The organism is Variovorax sp. PAMC26660 (assembly GCF_014302995.1).
Taxonomy (GTDB): domain Bacteria; phylum Pseudomonadota; class Gammaproteobacteria; order Burkholderiales; family Burkholderiaceae_C; genus Variovorax.
On the sequence record NZ_CP060295.1, the window covers coordinates 2,300,269 to 2,319,925 of the forward strand.

The following is a 19,657-nucleotide window of genomic DNA, read 5'->3' on the forward strand; positions in this document are numbered from 1 at the left end:
CATGCAGCGCCGTCACCTTGCCGCCGCACTGGCTGCGGCAGCAGCGATGCTGGCGGGCGGCGCGGGCCTGGCCCACGCCGCCGCGTGGCCTGACAAGCCCGTCAAGCTGGTCGTGCCTTTCCCGCCCGGACAGGCCACCGACATCTTTGCCCGCGCACTCGCCGAACAGCTCGGCAAGCGACTGGGCCAGCCCGTGATCATCGACAACAAGGCTGGCGCGGGCAGCAACATCGGCACCGAGTTCGTGGTGCGCGCGCCGCCCGACGGCTACACGCTGGTGGTGGCTGGCAGCGCGATGGCGGTGAACCAGACGCTGTATGCCAAGCCGGGCTTCGACCCGCGCAAGGACCTGGTCGGCATCTCGCTGATCGCGAAGGTGCCGCTGGTGTTTCTGGCCACGCCCGAAAGCGGCATCCGCACGCTGGCCGACCTCACGGCGCGCGCGAAGGCCGAGCCCGGCCGGCTCAGCTACGCGAGCGCCGGCATCGGCGGCACGCAGCACCTGTCGGGGGAGATGTACAAATCAGCGGCGCACGTGTTCATCACGCACATTCCTTACCGGGGCAGCGGGCCGGCGCAGTCGGACTTTCTGGGCAACCAGATTCCGCTGATGGTCGATTCGGTGACGGCCGCGCTGCCGCACATCAAGGCGGGCAAGGCGATTGCGCTCGCGGTGACGTCGGCCACGCGCTCGTCGCAATTGCCCGATGTGCCCACCGTGCGCGAGTCCGGCGTGGCGGGCACGAAGAACTTCGAGGCCGTGGGCTGGCTCGGCCTGATGGCACCGCGCGGCACGCCGCCCGAGATCGTGGCGCGGCTGAACCACGAGGTGACCGACATATTGAAGAGCGAGCAGATGGCGCGCTTCATCCGTGACCGGGGTTCCGAGCCGGCGCCCACGAGCGGACCCGAGTTCGACCGCTTCGTGGCGAGCGAGATCGGGCTCTGGGGTGCGGCGGTGAAGGCTTCGGGCGCCAAGCCCGAGTAATCAACGCGCGCAGCAAATGCCGGTCAGCGCAGGACCGGCGCCGCTGCCTCCCCGCTGCGGTCGACTTCGGCCAGCAGCCAGTTGCGGAAGTGATCGAGCGTGGCGAGTTGGCCGCGCCCTTCGGGGTAGCAGAACCAGTAGCCCTCGTTGCCGCGGTAGCCACCGCCGGGCAACGGCTCGTCCACCAGGCCCGAGGCAATTTCGTCCTGCACCAGGCAGCGCGGCACCAGCGCCACGCCCATGCCCACCATCACCGCGCGGATCATGGTCTGGAACTGGTCGAACTGCGGGCCCGCCAGCGGGTCGAGCCCGCGCACGCCGTGCGCCTCGCTCCATTGCACCCACGACTGCGGCACCGTCACGTGGCGAAGCAGCGTGCAGCGGGCCACGTCCTGCGGGGTCTTGATCACGGCCTCGGCCTGCGCCGCGCGCGGCGCGATCAGCGCCACGTCCTGCCCCGCGAGGTAGTGCGAGCGGGCGCCGGGCCAGTGGCCGTCGCCGAACAGGATGGCGCAGTCGAGTTCGGGCCGCTCGAAGTCGTAGCCATGCACGAAGGGCACGAAATGCAGCGTGATCTGCGGATGGCGGCGCTGGAAATCGGGCAACCGTGGAATCAGCCACTTGGCGCCGAAGGTGGGCAGGGTGGACAGGTGCAGCGCGCCACCGCCGTCGCCGCTGGTAATCAGCTCCAGCGTGGCCGCCTCCAGTTGCGCGAGCAGGGCGCGCACCGCTTTCTCGTAGCGCTCCCCCGCAGGCGTGAGCGCCAGCCGCTTGCGGCTGCGCTCGAACAGCGGCGCGCCGATCCAGCGTTCCAGCTCTTGCACCTGCTTGCTGACAGCGCCCTGCGTGAGGTGCAGCGCCTCGGCCGCGCGCGAGACGCCACCGAAGCGCACCACCGTCGAGAAGGCGCGCAGCAGGTTCAGAGGCGGGTTGAGACGACGCAGTGACATGGCGAGATGCCCATTAAAACATTCCAGATCAGAATGTTAGCGGGTATATCCTTTGCTTCGAGTACTGCAGCAAATCGCTCCACCGCTCCCTGTTTCATTGGAAGAACCTCATGCAACGTCGTCATTTCATTTCCACACTGGCCGCCGCTTCCGTCATCCCAGGAATATCTTTTGCCCAAGGCAAGCCGATCCGCCTGGTCGTGCCCTTCCCGCCCGGTGGCGCCACCGACATCACGGCCCGCGTGCTCTCCGAGCCCCTGGGCAAGATCCTCCAGCAGCCCGTGGTGATCGACAACCGCGCCGGCGCCGGCGGCTCCATCGGCATGGCCGAGCTGGCCCGCGCCACCCCGGACGGCCTGACTTTCGGCGTGGCCACGCTGTCCACGCACGGCGTCAACCCGGCCGTCTACGCGAAGCTGCCCTACGACCCGATCAAGGGTTTCGTCGCGGTGACCGAGCTGGTGAAGGCACCGGGCGTGGTCGTCATCAATCCGGCCGTGCTGCCGGTCTCCAGCTTCGCCGAGCTGGTGAAGTACCTGAAGGCCAACCCGGGCAAGGTGTCGTACGCCTCGCCGGGCAACGGCACCATCGGCCACATGTGGGGCGAGCTGTTCAAGAGCAGCACCGGAACCTCGATGGTGCACATCCCCTACCGCGGTGCGGGCCCGGCCATCAACGACGTGCTCGCGGGCCAGGTGCCGGTGTACTTCGACCAGGTCGCGTCGTCGCTGCCGCACGTGAAGTCGGGCAAGCTGAAGGCGCTGGCCGTGTCCTGGAGCGGCCGTCTCGACGTGCTGCCCGACACGCCGACCTACGCCGAGCTGGGCTACCCGGCCAACAACGCCCCGTCGTGGTTCGGCATGGTCGCGCCCGCTGGCACCTCGCCCGAGATCGCGCTGCGCATGCAGCAGGCCGTGGTCACCGCGCTGAAGGACAACTCGGTGCGCGAGCGCCTGGCGCTGCAGGGGCTGTACGCCTCGGGCACCACGCCGGCCGAGTTCACCAAGCAGATCGCGAGCGAGATCGAGAAGATGAAGAAGGTGGCCGCCTTCGCGCGCATCCGATTGGACTGAACGACAGCTGCCTATGCATCCAGTTCTGAAACTGATTCAAACCCGCGCCCAGGTGACAAGCGTCGCCGGGCACACGCCGCTGGTGCTGGACTCGCCGCACAGCGGCACGGTCTACCCCGAGGACTTCCAGCCGGTGTGCGACCTGGCCACGCTGCGCCGGGCCGAGGACACGCACGTCGAGAAGCTCTATGCCTTCGCGCCCGAGATGGGCGCGGCCTGGGTCGAGGCGCACTTTCCGCGCAGCTACCTCGACGCCAACCGCGACATGAGCGAGATCGACACCACGATGCTCGACGGTGCGTGGACCGACCCGGTGTCGACCGATCCGCGCGTGCTGTCCAAGGTGCGCCTGGGCAAGGGCCTGATCTGGAAGCTCACCGACGAAGGCCTGCCGATCTATGACCGGCCGCTCACGGTGGACGAGGTTCGCCAGCGCATCGACCAGTGCTGGCGCCCTTACCACGCGGCGGTGGCACAGGCCATCGACAACGCGCATGCGCGGCACGGCTACAGCATCCACATCAACTGCCATTCGATGCCGGCCATTGCGGGCAGCCATGCCACCGACTTCCCGGGGCTGGCGCATGCCGACTTCGTGATCGGCGACCGAGACGGCAGCACGGCCGATCCGGCGCTGTCGCAAAAACTCTGCGAGCACCTGCGCGCCTTCGGCTACAGCGTGGACTACAACCACCCGTACAAGGGCGTGGAGCTGGTCCGCAGGCATGGCAAGCCGGCAGAGAACCGGCACAGCATCCAGGTCGAGATCAACCGCAAGCTCTACATGGACGAGGCCACACTGGCGCTGAATGAAACCAGCGCGGCGCGGCTGCAGGAACATCTGCGGTCGATGGTCGGGCTGCTGCTGGCGACCGACCCGCGCTGATCGACCGCCTGCCGGCGCCGGGTTGCACAACAACCCTGCTGCCGGCGGGCATGTTGTTACAGGGCGGAAAAGAGCGGCGGCCTATAGTGGCCGCAGTCCCACCATCCCCTGGAGTTTTCCGTGAAGCCATTCATTGCTGCTGCTTTCGCCATCGCGATGGGCCTGCTGGTATCGGGTTGTGCCAGCACGGGCTCGTCGGGTACGAGCGCCAGTTCGTCGTCTTCACCGGCTTCGTCGGGCAGTGGCGTCACGGTGTTCGGCACCATCGACGCCGGCGTCAGCGGCTACAAGACCCAGTCGCGCTGATCCTGATCCTTCAGGCCACGCCGGCCAGATAGCCGTGCAGCGCGCCGCGCAACTGCCGTGACAGCGCCTGCAGGTCGGGCCGCCCGCCCGTGCCGATGTGGGTGTGCGCGACCAGGCCGTAGATGATGGTCTGGCACACGCGGGCCGCTTCCTTCTTCGGGCAATCGGCCGCCAGGTCTCCGGCGGCATCGAGCACGCCCACCCACTCGGCCACGAAACGGTCGTACATCTTGCGATAGGCCTCGGGACTGGAAAGGTGCCGCTCCAGCAGGTAGTGCGCGCCCCAGGCCAGCGGCTGTTCGCGGTGCCCGTCGATCTGCGCATCGATCACCGCATCGACGATCTCCCGCAGCGGCCGCCCCGCATGCGCGGCAACAGCCTCGCGCATTCCCAGCAGCAACGCCTTGGAGCGCAGGTGCAGGCACACGCGCGCCAGGTCGTCCTTGCTCGCGAAGTATTCATAGAAGCTGCCGAGCCCCGTGCCTGCCACGGCCACGATCTCGCGGATGGTGATCGCCGCATAACCCTGCTCGACCAAAAGCCGAACAAAGGCTTCCTGCAACGCCTGCGAGGTGTGGCGCGCGCGGGACTGGCGCGGCTTTCTCCTCGGAGCGGCGGCCGGTGCGCGGGCGCTTGTCATCGGCGCCGAACCCGAACACCTTGTGCCTCGGTTGTTCCTAGAATTTTTAGACCCATCGAACGGCATTCTGCAATGACCCACACCGACTCCGTCCCCGAGAAATCGAGCACCGCCGTCTACACAGAACAAGGCGACGCCTGGCAGCCCGGCGAACTGTCGCGCGGCCCTTGGGACCCGCGCGCGCAGCACGGCGGCGCGCCCTGCGGCCTGCTGGCGCATGTGGCCGAGCGCGCCGCGCCGGGGCCCGGCTGGCAGCTCGCGCGGCTCACGGTCGAGCTGGTCAAGCCGGTGCCCGTGGCGCCGCTGGTCACGCGCGCGCAGGTGCAGTCGTCGCGCGCCACGGTGCGCGTGGGCATCGACCTGCTGGCGGGCGATGTGGTCGTGGCGCGGGCGCATGCGCTGCTGCTGCACCAACAGCCGTTGACGCTGCCGGCCGATTTGCCGGGCGCATCGCCGCACCCGTTGCTGCCGCTGCCTCGGGACTGCAAGGACCGGATACGCATTCCCGGCCTGCCCGAAGGCATTTCGTTCTATCAGACCGCCATGGAATCGCGCGTGGCGCAAGGCGACGCCAGCCGGCCGGGCCCCTGCGCCGCGTGGTTCCGCCTTGCGGTGCCGCTGGTGCAGGGCGTGGCCACCTCGCCCGCCATGCGGGCGGCGGCCGCCGCCGATTTCGGCAACGGCCTGAGCTGGGTGCTGCCGCCCGATCGCTTCCTGTTCGCCAACGCCGACATGAGCCTGAACCTGTTCCGCATGCCCGAAGGCGAATGGATCGGCCTGCGGTCCACCACCGAGGCGCACGGCGATGGCGCCGGCCTCACCGTGTCCCACCTGTACGACGAGCGCGGCCCGATCGGCATCGCCACCCAGACGCTGGTGCTGCGCGAGCGCGCGGCCGCCTGAACCTTCACCGACCACGGAGACAAGCACATGACCACCACCGGCATCCACCCCGACAACCAAGTTCCCGAACTCAAGGACTACAACGTCTACACCAGCGACCCCGCGTTGCGCCGCGCAGTCGCGCGCGGGGGCGCCACATGGCGCGATGACGAACTGGTACGCCAGGGCGCCGAATACGGCGCCGAAGCCACGCTGCGCGCCGCCGAGGACGCCAACCGCCACGAGCCCGAGCTGCACACACACTCGCGCATCGGCGAGCGCATCGACCAGGTGCAGTTCCACCCGGCATGGCACACGATGATGTCGATCGCCCGGCGCAACGGCATCGCCAACCTGCCGTTCTTCGACGAGCGGCCCTCGGCCTGGGTCGGCTACGGCGCTTCGCTCTACATGCACAGCCAGATCGAGTCGGGCTCGACCTGCCCGACCACCATGACCAAGGCCTGCATCCCGGTGATGCGCCGCAACGCCGCGCTGTACGGCGACCTGAGCGCCAAGCTCGCATCGAACGAGCACGATGCGCGCGACATCCCGCTCGAAGGCAAGACCTCGATGACCGTCGGCATGGGCATGACCGAGAAGCAGGGCGGCAGCGACGTGCGCACCAACACCACGCGCGCCGTGCCCGCGGGCAGCGGGCCGTGGGGCGACGAGTTTTTGATCACCGGCCACAAGTGGTTCTTCTCGGCGCCGATGTGCGACGGGCACCTGGTGCTGGCCAAGACCGACGAGCACGGCTCCTCGTGCTTCTTCGTGCCGCGCTGGCGGCCCGACGGCAGCAAGAACCCGATCCACATCCAGCGGCTGAAGGACAAGGTCGGCAACCGCTCCAACTCCAGCAGCGAAGTCGAGTTCAAGGACGCGTGGGGCGTGCGCGTCGGCGACGAGGGCCGCGGCATCCCGACCATCATCGAGATGGCGACCGTGACCCGCCTGGACTGCGCGCTCGCCAGCGCGGGCTTCATGCGGCAGGCCTTCGCGCAGGCCGCGCACTATGCGCGCAACCGCTTCGCCTTCGGCAAGGCGCTGGTCGACCAGCCGGTGATGACCGAGCTGCTGGCCGACATGGCGCTCGAATCCGAAAGTGCCACGCTGCTGGCGATGGAGCTGGCCTCGCGCTTCGGTTCCGCCGCGCCGTTGGACACGGCCTGGCGCCGCCTGCTCACGCCCGCCGCCAAGTTCTGGAACTGCAAGCGCGCCGTGGCCCTCACCGGCGAGGCGATGGAAGTCTTCGGCGGCAACGGCTATGTGGAAGACGGCCCGATGGGCCGGCTGTTCCGCGAGGCGCCGGTCAACTCGATCTGGGAAGGCTCGGGCAACGTGATGTGCCTGGACGTGCTGCGCGCCGTCTCGCGCAACCCGGACGACGTGCACCTGGTGTTCGACCAGTTGCAGGACATCGCCACCGGCGAGCCGCGCCTGCAGACCGAGATCGACGTGCTGCGCCGCATGGTGCAACTGCCGCCGCAGGAGCTGGAGCGCCAGGCGCGCCGCTTCACGCAGCGGCTGGTGCGCGCAACGCAGGCCTGCCTGATGCTGGAACATGCGAGCGTCGAGGCCTCGGCCGCCTTCGTGTCGAGCCGCTTCGACCCCGACTGGGGCCCGGTCACCGGCATCAGCGCCGGCACCAGCGACCCCGGCGCGCTGGTGCGCGCCGCCTGGCATTGAGGGCCGCAGGGATGGATTTCGTTTCCCTTCTCGACCAGCACGCCCGCATCCAGCCAAACAAGGAATGCCTGCGCCTGGCAGGCCGCGCCTGGACGTACGCCGAACTGGCCGGCCTCACGCGCCGTGCGGCGACCGTGCTGCGTGCGCAAGGCATCGGCCCCGGCGACAAGGTGGCGCTGCTGTGCTTCAACTCGCCGGGCTTCGTCATCGCGATGTTCGGGGCCTGGCGCCTCGGCGCAGCAGTGGTGCCGATCAATCACAAATTGCAGGCGCCCGAGATCGACTACATGCTGGCCCATTCCGGCGCGCGGCTGTGCGTTTTCGATGGCACGCTCGCGCCGCAAGCCGCGCGCGTACAGCACCGTTGCGACTGGATCGCGACCGAGAACGCGGCCGAGGGCATGCCGTTGCTCGAAGACCTGCTGGCGCGGGCCGAGCCGCTGGCCGACGAACCGGCACCTGCAGGCGATGCGCTGGCGCAAGTTCTCTACACCTCGGGCACCACCGGCAAGCCCAAGGGCTGCCTGCACAGCCACCAGAACGTGTTCATGGCGGCGGTGTGCACAGCCGCCGGCATGTCCCTCTCGCGCAACGAGCGTACGCTGATCGCGATGCCGGTGTGGCATTCGTCGCCGCTCAACAACTGGCTGCTGGGCACGCTGCTGATGGGCGGCACCGTGGTGCTGCTGCGCGAGTACGCGCCCAAGGCCTTTCTCGACACGCTGGCGGCCGAGCGCATCACCTTCACCTTCGGCGCGCCCATCGCTTTTCTCGCGCCGCTGTCGGTCGTGCCCGACGTGGCCGGCTACGACTTCAGCGCCATGCGCCTGTGGGCCTACGGCGGCGGCCCGCTGGGCGCCGACATGGCGCGCAAGCTGGCCGAGAGCTACCGCAGCGACCGTTTCGTGCAGGTCTACGGCATGACCGAATCGGGGCCGCTGGGCACGGTGCTGTACCCGGAAGACGCGATCGCGAAGGCCGGCTCCATCGGTCGCGCGGGCGTGCCCGGCGTGGCGGTGGAGGTGCGCCACGCGGACGGGCGGCGCTGCGCGGCAGGAGAGGTCGGCGAGATCCATCTGCGCTCGCCGGCGGTGATGCAGGGCTACCTCGACAACCCGCAGGCCACGGCCGAGGCCTTCGACGCGCACGGCTGGTATCGCACGGGCGATCTCGCGCGGGTGGACGAAGACGGCTTCCTGTTCATCGTCGACCGGCTGCGCGACATGATCATCACGGGCGGCGAGAACGTCTATTCGAAGGAAGTGGAAGACGTGCTCGGTGCGCACCCCGACGTGCAGGACGTGGCCGTCATCGGCCGCCCACATGCCGAATGGGGCGAAACGGTGACGGCGGTGCTGGTGGCGCGCTCGGGCCGTGCGATCGATGCGGGTGCGCTGGCCGGCTTTCTCGAACAGAAGCTGGCGCGCTACAAGATCCCGCGTGTCTACGAGCTGCGCGAGACGCTGCCGCGCACGGCCACCGGCAAGCTGCTCAAGCACCTGCTGCGCGAGCCGGCCTGAAGGCCGCCCGCGCGGTTCAGCGCCGCAGCAATGCCTGTCGCAGCAGTCGGGCCGCGCGGTTGCGGATGCGCCCCGGCATCTCGCGCATGGAGGTGCGCGGCGCCACGCGGGCAGTGGCACAGGCCCAGAGGAAGTCGTGCAGGATCGGCGAATCGTCGACCGTCTCGGTGCTGCCGTACTTGTGGAACTCGGGGTGCCACTGAGTCGCGGCGATGTAGCTGCGACCCTTTTCCGGACGGCGGCGGATGGCCTCGGGCACGCGGTCCGGCAGGCTCCAGGCCTCGATGTCGAAGCCCGGTGCGATGTCCTTCACGCCCTGGTGGTGGATGCTGTTGACGCGCGCGCTCTTCACTTCGGGGAACAGCTTCGACAGCCGCGTGCCCTGCACGATCTCGATCTCGTGGAAGTTCTGGTCGTAGGTCACCGGGTCGCGGTGCCGCAGGCCGCCGTCATGCTGCGCCTCGATGTCCTGGTAGAGCGTGCCGCCGAAGGCCACGTTGATGAGCTGCAGGCCGCGGCACACGCCGAAGATCGGCTTGCCGGCTTCCTCGAAGGCTTCGACCAGCGCCAGGTCGTACAAGTCGCGCACGCGGTCGCCGATCCAGGCGTCCTTCAGCGGCACTTCGCCATAGCTGCCTGGCCAGACGTCGGCGCCGCCGTGCATCACGACGCCGTCGAGCCACTCGGCGTAATGCGACAGCTTGGTGTCGCCGCGCGCGGTTTCGCCGGTGGGGCAGGGCACCATCACGACCATGGCGCCGGCCGACATGAGCCAGTGCGCGATCGATTGCTCGACGTACTGCAGCGTCTTGTTGGTGAAGAGCGAGCGGGCCGGGTCGGCATGCGAGAAGCAGGCGGACAGGCCGATCTTGAGCCGGGCGGAAACAGGTTGTGTCATCGCGGGACTGTCAGTGCGAACTGAGCGAGGTGTGCGAAAAGGAAAATCCATTGTGGCTCTTTGGCCTCTCGCACGGGGTCGGACGACACGCCAAGTATGCTTTCAACGCCGCCCCACCGAATAAGGAAGACAAGCCAATGAAAACCATCAAGGGCCCCGCCATTTTTCTGGCCCAGTTCGCGGGAGACACCGCCCCCTTCAACACGCTCGACGGCATTGCCGGCTGGGCGGCCGGGCTGGGCTACAAGGGCGTGCAGATCCCGAGCTGGGACGCGCGCCTGTTCGATTTGAAGAAGGCCGCCGAGAGCAAGACCTACTGCGACGAAGTGAAAGGCACGCTCGCGAAGCACGGGCTGGAGATCACCGAACTCTCGACGCACCTGCAGGGCCAGTTGGTCGCGGTGCACCCGGCCTACGACGCGGGCTTCGACGGCTTCGCGGCGCCCGAGGTGCGCGGCGACCCGGTCAGGCGCCAGCAATGGGCGGTGCAGCAACTGCACTTCGCGGCCAAGGCGTCAGCCAACCTGGGGCTCACGGCGCACGCCACCTTCTCGGGCGCGCTGGCCTGGCCCTACCTGTACTCGTGGCCGCCGCGCCCGCCGGGACTCATCGAGGAAGCCTTCGACGAACTCGCGCGCCGCTGGCGCCCGATCCTCGATGCCTTCGACGCGGTGGGCGTGGACGTGGGCTACGAGATCCACCCCGGCGAAGACCTGCACGACGGCGTGAGCTACGAGATGTTTTTGGAGCGCGTGAACAACCATCCGCGCGCCTGCCTGCTGTACGACCCGAGCCACTTCCTGCTGCAGCAGCTCGACTACCTGGCCTACATCGACCACTACCACGAGCGCATCAAGATCTTTCACGTGAAGGACGCGGAGTTCAACCCGAGCGGCAAGCAGGGCGTGTACGGCGGCTTCCAGAACTGGATCAACCGGGCCGGGCGCTTCCGCTCGCTGGGCGACGGGCAGGTCAACTTCAAGGCCATCTTCTCGAAGATGGCGCAGTACGACTTTCCGGGCTGGGCGGTGCTGGAGTGGGAGTGCTGCATCAAGCACCCGGAAGACGGCGCGCGCGAAGGCGCGAACTTCATTGCCGATCACATCATCCGCGTGGCCGATCGGGCCTTCGACGACTTCGCAGCCGGCGGCGTCGACGTGACGGCCAACCGGAAGATGCTCGGCCTGGGCTGAAACTTCAGCGGTGCAGCGGGCAGCCGTTGCGTTCGCTGCGGTAGTTCGACGAGGCCGCGTACGCCGCCTTGCGCGCCCGCATCACATTGCCCAGCGGCCTGTGCGCGGCCAGCGCATGCCAGGGGTTGAAGGCCATGCCGTCGTCGATCTCGCGCGCCAGGTCGTCGCTCCAGCCGGCCTGCGGGCCGATGCGGATGCGCGCCACGGCCACGAAGGGACTCAGCTCTTGCGGCCATTCGACCGAGGCGTCTTCGACGGGCATGCGCTCCAGGTCGGTACACAGTTGCACGCGCAGCTCCCATTCGGCGGGCTGCTGCCGCACCAGGTCGACCACCGCCTCGCGCGTGCCGTCGGGCTTGTCATGCAGGTCGATGGGCTTGCCTTCGAGCGCCAGCAGATTGGGCGACACCGGCGCCAACTGCAGCTTGGCGATGTAGGCGCCGTAACGCATCGGCACCTGCGAGAAGAAGGTGGCGCCGAGCGGATGGGTCTCGGGGTGGCCACCCATCGCGATCAGCGTGCCGCTCTGGCCGCCGACGGCCTCGACGACTTTCTCCACGCCCTGCAAGACGCTCGACAGCACGCGCTTGGCATTCGGCGCCTTGTCGGTGGTGCCTGCGACCAGCTTGAGGCTCTTGAGAAAACCCTTGGCGTCGGGTGCGGGGAACACGGGTCCGTCGACGAACAGGAAGTCCTGCGTGTGGCCGCCCTCCGCGCCTTCGACCCGCTCACCCTCGACGCCCTGCACCTTGAGCGCCATGCCGCGCGGCAGCGAGACGCGGTCGTCCAGCATCTCGGCCGGTGGCGTTGAAAGGCGCATCACGACCGGGTAGCTGCGCGGTGCGGCAAAGAGCCCCTGTGCGAGCGGCTCGGGCAGGCCGTCGAGCACGTGCAGCTCGCCGTGCAGCAGGCCGTGGCTCTTGGCATGCACGCTGCGCGCCGCATGGCCGGTGTGGTCGGCCATGGTTCTGGACATGCCGAGCAGCGTGGCGACCAGCTCGGCCTGGGTCTTGGCTTCGTCGTCGGTCACGGTCTCGACGGACGGGTCGAAGCGAACGGGTGCAGTGGAAAGGGTGGCGGTGTTCATCGTGGGTCTTCCTTCTGCCTTCAGCGTGGAGGGCTTGCAACGACTCACGATCCGGCGCGCCCGCGGGCGGCCTTGTAGGAGCACAGCGCCAATGCGTGCGCGCAAGAACGGCGCTCAGAGCAGTTGCACGAGCCGGCGGATCGCGCCGTCGATCTGCGATTCGCCGATCAGCCCGTAGCCGAAGGCCAGGCCGTTGGGTGCATCGGGCGCCAGCGGGTCCAGCGCGAAGCGCGAGAGCGGCGGCAGCGTGATGCCGGCCGCAGCGGCGCGCTCGACCACGGTGTCGGCACGCGTGTCTCCGCGCAGCCAGGCCGACAGGTGCAGCCCCGCATCGGACGGGATCGGTTCCAGCCGCCCCGCGCCATGCCGCACCAGTGCCGCCAGCAGCGCACTGCGCCGCGCGCCGTACAGCTTGCGCATCTTGCGGATGTGGCGCGCCAGGTGCCCTTCGGCGATGAAGGCCGCAAGCGCCTCCTGCCCGAGCACCGGGCCGTGCCAGTCGGCCAGCTCGCGCGCCCGCACCAGCGCCGCGCGCGCCCAGGGCGGCGCGACCACGAAGCCCAGCCGCAGCGCGGGGAACAGGCTCTTGGAGAAGGTGCCGATGTAGAAGACCGACTCGGCGCGGTCGAGCGTCTGCAGCGCGTCGAGCGGGCGGCCGGCGAAGCGGAATTCGCTGTCGTAGTCGTCCTCGATCACCACGGCGTTGCGGGCCCGCGCGAAGGCCAGCAGCGCGGCGCGCCGCTGCGGCGACATCGCCACGCCGGTGGGAAACTGGTGCGAAGGTGTCACGCAGATCACGCGCGCCTCGGGCGGCAGGCGCTCCACGCACAGGCCCTCGGTGTCGGTCGGCACGGTGACCACCTTCGCGCCGGCGGCCATCATGGCTTCGCGCAGCGACGGGTAGAACAGTTCCTCGACCGCGACCACCGTGCGCCCCGGCACGATGAGGATGCGCGCCAGCAGCCCGAAGGCCTGCTGCGCGCCGGCGGTGACGACGATGTCGTCGGCGGTGCAGCCGACCGCGCGCGTGAACGACACGTGCTTCGCGATGGCCTCGCGCAGCGAGGCCTGGCCCTGCGGGTCGGCGTAGTCGGCCGGCTCGCGCGCGACGCGGCGCAGCGCGCGGTCGGACAGGCGGCGCCAGATGTCGAAAGGAAAGGCTGCGACGTCGGGCAGGCCGACACGGAAGTCGTCGCGCGAAGGCCTCGGTTGCAAGGTGGGTGCGAGGTCGGCGCCCGGCACATTCAGCGGCACGAGGCGCGGATCGCGCTTTGCGGCCGTGCCCCTGGCAGCGCGGCCGCGCCGCGACTGGGGCAGGGTGTCGGCCACATAGGTGCCGGCGCCGGGGCGCGCCAGCAGGTAGCCCTCGCTCAGCAGCAGGTCGTAGGCCGCGAGCATGGTGTTGCGCGAGACGCCCAGGCGCAGCGCCAGCGCGCGCGTGGCCGGCAGGCGCGCGCCGGGCTGCAGCCGGCCGTCGAGGATGGCGCTGCGCAACTGGCGGTGCACCTCGCGCAGCAGGTCGCGCGAGCCGCTGTCGGGCAGGCGGATCGCGAGTTCGAAAAGTGGCTCCATGATGTTCGGCAATTGTGGTTCTTTTGAAGAGCCACTTGCAAACCTATTCTGAAGGCCTCGGAACATCCATTCCACGGAGTCCTTCATGAACACCACCGAATTCGCAACAACCCCGCAGCCGCAAGCCGAGCGCCTGCCACTCGGCCTGGCGTGGCTCGCGCTGGGCGCCTTCGCCATCGGCACCGAAAGCTTCATGGTCGCGGGCCTGCTGCCGGTGCTGGCAGCCGACCTGCAGGTCAGCGCCACGCGGGCCGGCCAACTGGTGCTGCTGTTCGCGCTGAGCTACGCCATCGGCTCGCCGTTGATGGCCGCGCTGTTCGCGCGCTTCGGCCGGCGGCCGTTGCTGATCACCAGCCTTGCGGCCTTTTCGGGCCTGACGCTGGCAGCGGCGATGGCGCATGGCTTCGCGCAACTGGCGCTGGCGCGGGTGGCGCTCGGCCTGGTGGCGGGCGTGTTCCTGCCGACGGCGAGCGCGGTGGCGGCGGCGATGGTTTCGCCGGCACTGCGCGGAAGGGCGCTGGCCATCGTGACCGGCGGCGGCACGCTGGCGGTGGCGCTCGGCGTGCCGCTGGGCGCATGGATCGCAGGTTGGGGCGGCTGGCGCATGGCTTATCTGCTGATCGCTGGAGTGGCGGCGCTGGCGACCTGGGGCCTGGTACTCGGGCTGCCGCGCAAGCTGGCACTGGCAGCAGCAGTGGCGACCGAACGCACGCCGGCCTTTGCCGTGGCGCGCGCGCCGGGCGTGCTGCCGGGATTGCTGGTCAGCATGCTCTGGGCCACGGGCGGCTTCAGCTTCTACACGTACCTCTCGCTGTTCCTGTCGGGCACGCTGGGCTTCGGGGCGCAGGGCGTGAGCGCGGTGTTCGCCGCCATCGGCGTGGCGGCCGCCTTCGGCACCGCGGCCGGCGGCTGGGCCACCGACCGCTTCGGCGCGGACCGCATGGCGCAGGGCTTCGCGCTGATGCTGGTCGTGATCCTGGGCGGGCTGTCGTTCTCGGCGCAGATGCTGCCGCACGGGCTGGCACTGCCGCTGATCGTGGGCCTGTCGGCGCTGTGGGGCTTTGCCGGCTGGGGCTTCGGCCCGGCGCAGGCGGTGCGGTTGATTCGCCTGGCACCGGAGCGCGCGCCGATGACGCTGTCGCTGCACGCTTCGGCGATCTACCTCGGCATTGCGGCGGGCTCGGCACTCGGCGGGGCGGCCATCGACCTGTTCGGCGTCAGCGCAGTGGGCTGGGTGGGCGGGGCCAGCCAACTGGCGGGATTGATGCTGTTGTTGCACGCTGCACACAGGGCGCGGGCTGCGAATTCGCTCCCGGCTGCCCCGGCCGCCGCCTGATTGCGCCGCAATTCACTATATTTTCGATAGCAAACAACGTACGAATGACGGCCGCGAGAGGCCTGATTCATTCAATCGTTGTTTTTAAAGCAAGCAACTGTCATGCCCCGCAAGCTATAATGGCGGGTTCGTTTCGATACCACGACGAAGCACTTCGTCATATTGCCGGCTGACCTGCACTGTCCCTTGGATTTTTCAGGCCCCCTCACTTTCAGCCGGCTTCACAGTGTGTTGGAGCGCCAGACCGGGCGCCCATGATTGCCACCACTGCCTTCGTTCTTGTTGAAGCGAATAGCGCGTCCGCCGCGCCGTTCCGGCCGGCCCACGCCCGTTTTCAATTATTTTTCAGGCTCTTCGCGTTGTTCTACATTCACGCGCTGCGCCAAGGCTCCATGGACATCATTCAACACAGTATCGCGGTGGGCAAGTACCTTGTTTCCCCGCTCATTCGACATCAGGACGACGGCCATTTCGCCGCCTCCGTCTCGATCCGCTCCGGCCACGGCAGCGGCATGCACGACCGCGTGATGCGTTTCACGCCGCGCTTTGCCAGCCATGCCACCGCGGTGCGCTACGCCCTCGACCAAGGTCTTTGCTGGGTGCGCGAACGCAACCCGCGCAGCCACAACGCTCCGCTCGCACTTGCGTGCGCGGGCTGAAACAATCACGCCCGATTTCATCTCCAACACACATCGAACGATTCAGAGGTAATCACCCATGCCCAAGGAAGAACTGATCGAAATGAACGGCGCAGTGACCGAAGTCCTGCCCGACTCGCGCTACCGCGTCACGCTCGACAACGGCCATCAGCTGATCGCCTACAGCGGCGGCAAGATGCGCAAGCACCACATCCGCATCCTGGCGGGTGACAAGGTGTCGCTCGAACTCTCGCCTTACGACCTGACCAAGGGCCGTATCACCTTCCGTCACCTGGAGCGCCGCGGCCCGCCGCCAAGCTCCGGCGGCAACAACTCACCCCGCCGCTGATCCGCGACTGACGAAAAGCCTTGCGGCGCCTCGCAAAAGGCGCTGGCAAGGCTTTTGTTTTTGTTGCGCATCCCCGGCCCATTCGGCCTCCCGGCTGCTGAACGATGACCACACCCAATCCCACAGCCGGCGGCCCGCAAGCCCAGGCCCCAGCCGACAACGGCTTTGCCGCGCTGGCGCTCTCGCCCCAGATGCTGGCCAACCTCACGCAGCTCGGCTACACGCAGATGACGCCGATCCAGGCGGCCGCACTGCCGCCGGCACTGCTCGGCAAGGACCTGATCGCGCAGGCCAAGACCGGCAGCGGCAAGACCGCCGCCTTTGCCCTGGCGCTGCTCGCCAACCTCAATGCACGCCGCTTCGCCATCCAGGCGATGGTGCTGTGCCCCACGCGCGAGCTGGCCGACCAGGTCACGACCGAAATCCGCCGACTGGCGCGTGCGGAAGAAAACATCAAGGTGGTCACGCTCTGCGGCGGCGTCGCGCTGCGCGGGCAGATCGCCAGCCTGGAGCACGGCGCGCACATCGTGGTCGGCACGCCCGGCCGCATCATGGATCACCTGGACCGCGGCAACCTCGACCTCTCGGCGCTCAACACGCTGGTGCTGGACGAAGCCGATCGCATGCTGGACATGGGCTTCTTCGAGGACATCGTGAAGGTGGCGCGCCAGTGCCCCAAGGAACGCCAGACGCTGCTGTTCTCGGCCACGTACCCCGAAGGCATCGCCAAGCTCGCGCAGCAGTTCATGAAGAGCCCGCAGCAGATCACGGTGCAGGCGCAGCATGAAGGCAGCAAGATCCGCCAGCGCTGGTACCAGGTGAAGGACAGCGACCGGCTGCACACCGTGAGCCTGCTGCTGGACCATTTCCGCCCCGTGAGCACGCTGGCCTTCTGCAACACCAAGCAGCAGTGCCGCGACCTCGTCGAGGTGCTGCAGGCCCAGGGCTTCAGCGCGCTGGCGCTGTTCGGCGAGCTGGAGCAGCGCGAGCGCGACCAGGTGCTGGTGCAGTTTTCCAACCGCAGTTGCTCGGTGCTGGTGGCCACCGACGTGGCGGCACGCGGCCTGGACATCTCGCAGCTCGAAGCGGTGATCAACGTCGACGTGACACCCGACTCCGAAATCCACATCCACCGCGTCGGCCGCACCGGCCGCGTGGGCCAGTCGGGCGACGCCGAAGGCCTGGCACTGAACCTGGCCAGCATGAACGAGATGGGCAGCGTCGGAAAGATCGAGCAGCTGCAGGGCCGCGAATCCGAATGGCACGAACTGGCCGAGCTGACGCCCGGCAAGGGCGAGCCGATGAAGCCGCCCATGGCCACGCTGCAGATCGTGGGCGGGCGCAAGGAAAAGATCCGCGCCGGCGACGTGCTGGGCGCGCTGACCGGCGACTGCGGCTATGCCAAGGACCAGGTCGGCAAGATCAACGTCAACGAGTTCTCGACCTACGTGGCGGTCGATCGCACCATCGCCGAAGAAGCCGTGCGCAAGCTCTCGAGCGGGCGCGTGAAGGGCAAGTCGGTCAGGGTGCGGCTGCTGACGCTGCAGGACCTGGACCAGTAACGGCCGGGGGCTGTGGCGTGGCAAGCGCCGCGGCCTCGCCATGCGCCGAGGTCGGCGCCACCGGTGCATCGAGCACCGGCGCAGGCGCCACGTCTGGCGCCTGCTGCCGCGCCAGCTTCGCGGCCAGCCGGAACGCCACCACCACGGCGAACAACCCGAACAGCGACGAGCCCACAGCCTGCCCGATCAGCACGCCTGGCGCACCGTGGTGCGAGCCCCACCAGGCGAACGGAATCGTCCCCATCGTCGCGCGCCCCCAATTGAACGCGGTCGACAGCAGCGGATGCCCGAGGTTGTTGAACGAGGCGTTCGCCACGAACAGCCCGCCCGCGAAGAAGAAGCTGGGCGCCAGCCAGGTGCAGAACAGAGCGATCAACTCCGCCGCCTGCCCTTCGGCCGAGAACGCGCGGATCAGCACGCCCTGGCCCAAGGCCAGCACCAGCCACGCGACGGCCACCGACGCCACCATGAACAGCAGGCTGTCGCGCAGCCCTTCCTGCACGCGGCGGTACTGGCCCGCGCCCAGGTTCTGCGCCAGGATCGGCCCGACCGCGCCGCTGAGCGCATAGACCAGCCCGAAAGCCACCGGCGTCAGCCGGTCGATGGTGGCCGCGCCCGCCACCGCCGAAGGGCCGAACTGCGCAATGGCATGCGTGACGAAGGCCGCGCCCACCGGCGTGGCAAGGTTCGTCAGCACCGCCGGCCCCGCCACGCCCGCCAACGCGCGCGCATCGCCAGCCAGCCGTGACGCATCGAAGCGCCCGAGCATGTGGTGCTTCACCAGCACGCCATGCAGCCCGATGGCCGCCAGCACCGCGCGCGAGACCACCGCGCTGATGGCCGCGCCGTCGAGCCCCAGGCCGAAACCGAAGATCAATATCGGGTCGAGCACCGCCGTCACGAAGGCCGCCGCCAGCGTGACCACCATCGAGCGGCGCGCATCGCCGACCGAACGCAGCAGCGCCGAACACGCCATGCCGATGCCCAGCAGGGGCAGCGTGTGCACCGTCACCGCCAGGTAGCGCTGCGCGAGCCGGGCCGTCTCGCCCTCGGCGCCGAGGGCATGCAACGCAGAGTGCAGGAAGAAGGCCGTGCCGCTGCCCACCACCACCGACAGCGCCGCCATCAGCACCAGGCTCGCAGTGGCGATACGGCGCGCATCACTGGTGCGGCCAGCGCCCACCGTGCGCGACACCACCGCCGCGATGCCGATGGTCAACCCGATGCACAGCGATGCATGAAAGAAGCCCACCACGCCCGCGAAGCCGACCGCCGCAGCCGTCGCTTTCTCCCCGAGCAGCGAGATGTAGAAGAGGTTGATCAGGTCGACCGCGAACACCGCGATCAGCCCGATGGCACCGGTGCCAGCCATGATGCAAACATGGCGCAGCAGCGACCCCGAAACGAAGCGCGGGCGCTCGGCGACACCCCCTGTTTCGGTTATTGGCATATGAAATCCTCGATGTGGCCTAATTGCGAGTTCGAACATTACTTTTACCCGAGCTTTTCATGCCCAAGACATTCCGTACCGAAGCCGAACGCGTTGCCACCCCGAAGCCGACGCCGCTGCCCGGCTACACGCTGCCGAAGACCGGCGGCGGCCAGAAGGTCAGCCTGGAACGCGGCACCGCAACGCGCAGCAAGAAGAACCCTGGCAAGCGCGCCAAGAAGGGCGGCTGATCCAGCCCCCGATGGCTCTCCGGAGCCACGACGAACGCGCCCTCGGGCGCGTTTTGTCATTGGGCCAGCCATAAGACCGCGATGTCCGACGACAACCAGATCTTCATCCCGCCCTCGTTCTTCGTGGTCTACAGCGATGCGCGCCAGCGCCTGCGCGAACCGATCGGCGTGGTGCGCGAGCGCTACGAGATCTGCGAGGACCTCGCCAACCACCTCGTGGGCCATGCGCAGATCCAGCACCACACCGAGGTGCCGGTCGAAAGCGAAATCCTGCGCCGCATTCACGCCGGGCTGGCCACGCCCGAAGCAGGCGTGTCGGCCGCCGAAGCCGGATGGATCGTGCAGCGGCTGGCCGAGCTGCTGGGCTGGGAAGGCCCCGAGCCGGCCCCCACCGAAGACTGACCGAGC

The 19,657-nt window shown here is 68.7% G+C and carries 20 protein-coding genes; 14 read left to right on the top strand and 6 right to left on the bottom strand.

All coding sequences use genetic code 11. The annotated features are described in order from the left end of the window. Position 1: 1 nt before the first annotated feature. Positions 2-988, top strand: coding sequence for a tripartite tricarboxylate transporter substrate binding protein (locus H7F35_RS11130; RefSeq protein WP_410010774.1), 987 nt, complete (start codon positions 2-4; stop codon positions 986-988). A gap of 23 nt (positions 989-1,011) precedes the next feature. Here H7F35_RS11130 and H7F35_RS11135 read toward each other — a convergent pair whose 3' ends face one another. Further along, on the bottom strand, positions 1,012-1,938 hold the full coding sequence (locus tag H7F35_RS11135) for a LysR substrate-binding domain-containing protein (RefSeq protein ID WP_187112917.1): 927 nt from the start codon (positions 1,936-1,938) through the stop codon (positions 1,012-1,014). A gap of 110 nt (positions 1,939-2,048) precedes the next feature. Here H7F35_RS11135 and H7F35_RS11140 point away from each other — a divergent pair, with 110 nt between their 5' ends. From H7F35_RS11140 to H7F35_RS11150, 3 genes are all read left to right on the top strand, one after another. After that, positions 2,049-3,011, top strand: coding sequence for a tripartite tricarboxylate transporter substrate binding protein BugE (locus tag H7F35_RS11140; protein ID WP_187112918.1), 963 nt, complete (start codon positions 2,049-2,051; stop codon positions 3,009-3,011). 13 nt (positions 3,012-3,024) lie between these two features. Next, positions 3,025-3,897 (top strand): N-formylglutamate amidohydrolase, encoded by an 873-nt coding sequence (locus tag H7F35_RS11145; RefSeq protein WP_187112919.1) that lies wholly within the window; start codon positions 3,025-3,027, stop codon positions 3,895-3,897. Between the two features lie 120 nt (positions 3,898-4,017). Next, positions 4,018-4,203 carry a hypothetical protein gene (locus tag H7F35_RS11150; RefSeq protein ID WP_187112920.1) on the top strand — a complete coding sequence of 62 codons (186 nt, stop codon included), beginning with the start codon at positions 4,018-4,020 and terminating at the stop codon, positions 4,201-4,203. A gap of 10 nt (positions 4,204-4,213) precedes the next feature. Here the strand turns inward: H7F35_RS11150 and H7F35_RS11155 are convergent, their stop codons facing one another. Continuing rightward, positions 4,214-4,843: a TetR/AcrR family transcriptional regulator gene (locus H7F35_RS11155; protein WP_187112921.1), complete on the bottom strand. Its 630-nt coding sequence runs from the start codon at positions 4,841-4,843 to the stop codon at positions 4,214-4,216. A gap of 72 nt (positions 4,844-4,915) precedes the next feature. Between H7F35_RS11155 and H7F35_RS11160 the strand changes: the two genes are divergently transcribed. From H7F35_RS11160 to H7F35_RS11170, 3 genes are read left to right on the top strand one after another with little or no spacing between them, the layout of a single operon-like run. After that, positions 4,916-5,746: a thioesterase family protein gene (locus H7F35_RS11160; RefSeq protein WP_187112922.1), complete on the top strand. Its 831-nt coding sequence runs from the start codon at positions 4,916-4,918 to the stop codon at positions 5,744-5,746. Positions 5,747-5,773: 27 nt separating this feature from the next. Next, the gene (locus tag H7F35_RS11165) at positions 5,774-7,414 is read left to right on the top strand and encodes an acyl-CoA dehydrogenase family protein (RefSeq protein ID WP_187112923.1); all 1,641 of its coding nucleotides are present in this window, start codon (positions 5,774-5,776) and stop codon (positions 7,412-7,414) included. A gap of 11 nt (positions 7,415-7,425) precedes the next feature. After that, positions 7,426-8,934, top strand: coding sequence for a class I adenylate-forming enzyme family protein (locus H7F35_RS11170; protein WP_187112924.1), 1,509 nt, complete (start codon positions 7,426-7,428; stop codon positions 8,932-8,934). A gap of 16 nt (positions 8,935-8,950) precedes the next feature. On the opposite strand, the gene H7F35_RS11175 is transcribed toward H7F35_RS11170, so the two are convergent. Next, on the bottom strand, positions 8,951-9,832 hold the full coding sequence (locus H7F35_RS11175; protein ID WP_187112925.1) for a gamma-glutamyl-gamma-aminobutyrate hydrolase family protein: 882 nt from the start codon (positions 9,830-9,832) through the stop codon (positions 8,951-8,953). A gap of 137 nt (positions 9,833-9,969) precedes the next feature. Between H7F35_RS11175 and H7F35_RS11180 the strand changes: the two genes are divergently transcribed. Beyond that, positions 9,970-11,025, top strand: a complete 1,056-nt coding sequence (locus H7F35_RS11180; RefSeq protein ID WP_187112926.1) for a sugar phosphate isomerase/epimerase family protein — start codon at positions 9,970-9,972, stop codon at positions 11,023-11,025. 4 nt (positions 11,026-11,029) lie between these two features. On the opposite strand, the gene H7F35_RS11185 is transcribed toward H7F35_RS11180, so the two are convergent. Then, a complete protein-coding gene (locus H7F35_RS11185; protein ID WP_187112927.1) occupies positions 11,030-12,112 on the bottom strand; it encodes a catalase family protein in 1,083 nt (360 codons plus the stop codon). Between the two features lie 114 nt (positions 12,113-12,226). Further along, positions 12,227-13,684, bottom strand: a complete 1,458-nt coding sequence (locus H7F35_RS11190; RefSeq protein WP_187112928.1) for a PLP-dependent aminotransferase family protein — start codon at positions 13,682-13,684, stop codon at positions 12,227-12,229. An 85-nt stretch (positions 13,685-13,769) separates the two neighbouring features. On the opposite strand from H7F35_RS11190, the gene H7F35_RS11195 reads away from it, so the two are divergent. The 4 genes from H7F35_RS11195 to dbpA all read left to right on the top strand — a co-directional run bounded on the left by H7F35_RS11195 (position 13,770) and on the right by dbpA (position 17,569). Next, positions 13,770-15,020 carry an MFS transporter gene (locus tag H7F35_RS11195; RefSeq protein ID WP_187112929.1) on the top strand — a complete coding sequence of 417 codons (1,251 nt, stop codon included), beginning with the start codon at positions 13,770-13,772 and terminating at the stop codon, positions 15,018-15,020. 392 nt (positions 15,021-15,412) lie between these two features. Next, positions 15,413-15,679 carry a hypothetical protein gene (locus H7F35_RS11200; protein ID WP_187114242.1) on the top strand — a complete coding sequence of 89 codons (267 nt, stop codon included), beginning with the start codon at positions 15,413-15,415 and terminating at the stop codon, positions 15,677-15,679. 58 nt (positions 15,680-15,737) lie between these two features. Beyond that, on the top strand, positions 15,738-16,007 hold the full coding sequence (infA, locus tag H7F35_RS11205; protein WP_187112930.1) for a translation initiation factor IF-1: 270 nt from the start codon (positions 15,738-15,740) through the stop codon (positions 16,005-16,007). A 104-nt stretch (positions 16,008-16,111) separates the two neighbouring features. After that, a complete protein-coding gene (gene dbpA / locus H7F35_RS11210) occupies positions 16,112-17,569 on the top strand; it encodes an ATP-dependent RNA helicase DbpA (RefSeq protein WP_187112931.1) in 1,458 nt (485 codons plus the stop codon). Here dbpA and H7F35_RS11215 read toward each other — a convergent pair. Continuing rightward, positions 17,529-19,019, bottom strand: a complete 1,491-nt coding sequence (locus H7F35_RS11215; RefSeq protein ID WP_187112932.1) for an MATE family efflux transporter — start codon at positions 19,017-19,019, stop codon at positions 17,529-17,531. The genes dbpA and H7F35_RS11215 overlap by 41 nt on opposite strands. 59 nt (positions 19,020-19,078) lie before the next feature. On the opposite strand from H7F35_RS11215, the gene H7F35_RS11220 reads away from it, so the two are divergent. Together H7F35_RS11220 and H7F35_RS11225 are read left to right on the top strand one after the other, a co-directional pair. Continuing rightward, positions 19,079-19,249 (top strand): hypothetical protein, encoded by a 171-nt coding sequence (locus H7F35_RS11220; protein WP_013544285.1) that lies wholly within the window; start codon positions 19,079-19,081, stop codon positions 19,247-19,249. Positions 19,250-19,330: 81 nt separating this feature from the next. Continuing rightward, on the top strand, positions 19,331-19,651 hold the full coding sequence (locus H7F35_RS11225) for a hypothetical protein (RefSeq protein ID WP_187112933.1): 321 nt from the start codon (positions 19,331-19,333) through the stop codon (positions 19,649-19,651). Positions 19,652-19,657 lie beyond the last annotated feature (6 nt).

Bases quoted from the DNA above. Each gene is read 5' to 3' on its own strand.
- H7F35_RS11130 (WP_410010774.1), top strand. From the start codon at position 2: ATGCAGCGCCGTCACCTTGCCGCCGCACTGGCTGCGGCAGCAGCGATG.
- H7F35_RS11135 (WP_187112917.1), bottom strand. From the start codon at position 1,938: ATGTCACTGCGTCGTCTCAACCCGCCTCTGAACCTGCTGCGCGCCTTC.
- H7F35_RS11140 (WP_187112918.1), top strand. From the start codon at position 2,049: ATGCAACGTCGTCATTTCATTTCCACACTGGCCGCCGCTTCCGTCATC.
- H7F35_RS11145 (WP_187112919.1), top strand. From the start codon at position 3,025: ATGCATCCAGTTCTGAAACTGATTCAAACCCGCGCCCAGGTGACAAGC.
- H7F35_RS11155 (WP_187112921.1), bottom strand. From the start codon at position 4,843: ATGACAAGCGCCCGCGCACCGGCCGCCGCTCCGAGGAGAAAGCCGCGC.
- H7F35_RS11160 (WP_187112922.1), top strand. From the start codon at position 4,916: ATGACCCACACCGACTCCGTCCCCGAGAAATCGAGCACCGCCGTCTAC.
- H7F35_RS11165 (WP_187112923.1), top strand. From the start codon at position 5,774: ATGACCACCACCGGCATCCACCCCGACAACCAAGTTCCCGAACTCAAG.
- H7F35_RS11170 (WP_187112924.1), top strand. From the start codon at position 7,426: ATGGATTTCGTTTCCCTTCTCGACCAGCACGCCCGCATCCAGCCAAAC.
- H7F35_RS11175 (WP_187112925.1), bottom strand. From the start codon at position 9,832: ATGACACAACCTGTTTCCGCCCGGCTCAAGATCGGCCTGTCCGCCTGC.
- H7F35_RS11180 (WP_187112926.1), top strand. From the start codon at position 9,970: ATGAAAACCATCAAGGGCCCCGCCATTTTTCTGGCCCAGTTCGCGGGA.
- H7F35_RS11185 (WP_187112927.1), bottom strand. From the start codon at position 12,112: ATGAACACCGCCACCCTTTCCACTGCACCCGTTCGCTTCGACCCGTCC.
- H7F35_RS11190 (WP_187112928.1), bottom strand. From the start codon at position 13,684: ATGGAGCCACTTTTCGAACTCGCGATCCGCCTGCCCGACAGCGGCTCG.
- H7F35_RS11195 (WP_187112929.1), top strand. From the start codon at position 13,770: ATGAACACCACCGAATTCGCAACAACCCCGCAGCCGCAAGCCGAGCGC.
- H7F35_RS11200 (WP_187114242.1), top strand. From the start codon at position 15,413: ATGGACATCATTCAACACAGTATCGCGGTGGGCAAGTACCTTGTTTCC.
- infA (WP_187112930.1), top strand. From the start codon at position 15,738: ATGCCCAAGGAAGAACTGATCGAAATGAACGGCGCAGTGACCGAAGTC.
- dbpA (WP_187112931.1), top strand. From the start codon at position 16,112: ATGACCACACCCAATCCCACAGCCGGCGGCCCGCAAGCCCAGGCCCCA.
- H7F35_RS11215 (WP_187112932.1), bottom strand. From the start codon at position 19,019: ATGCCAATAACCGAAACAGGGGGTGTCGCCGAGCGCCCGCGCTTCGTT.
- H7F35_RS11220 (WP_013544285.1), top strand. From the start codon at position 19,079: ATGCCCAAGACATTCCGTACCGAAGCCGAACGCGTTGCCACCCCGAAG.
- H7F35_RS11225 (WP_187112933.1), top strand. From the start codon at position 19,331: ATGTCCGACGACAACCAGATCTTCATCCCGCCCTCGTTCTTCGTGGTC.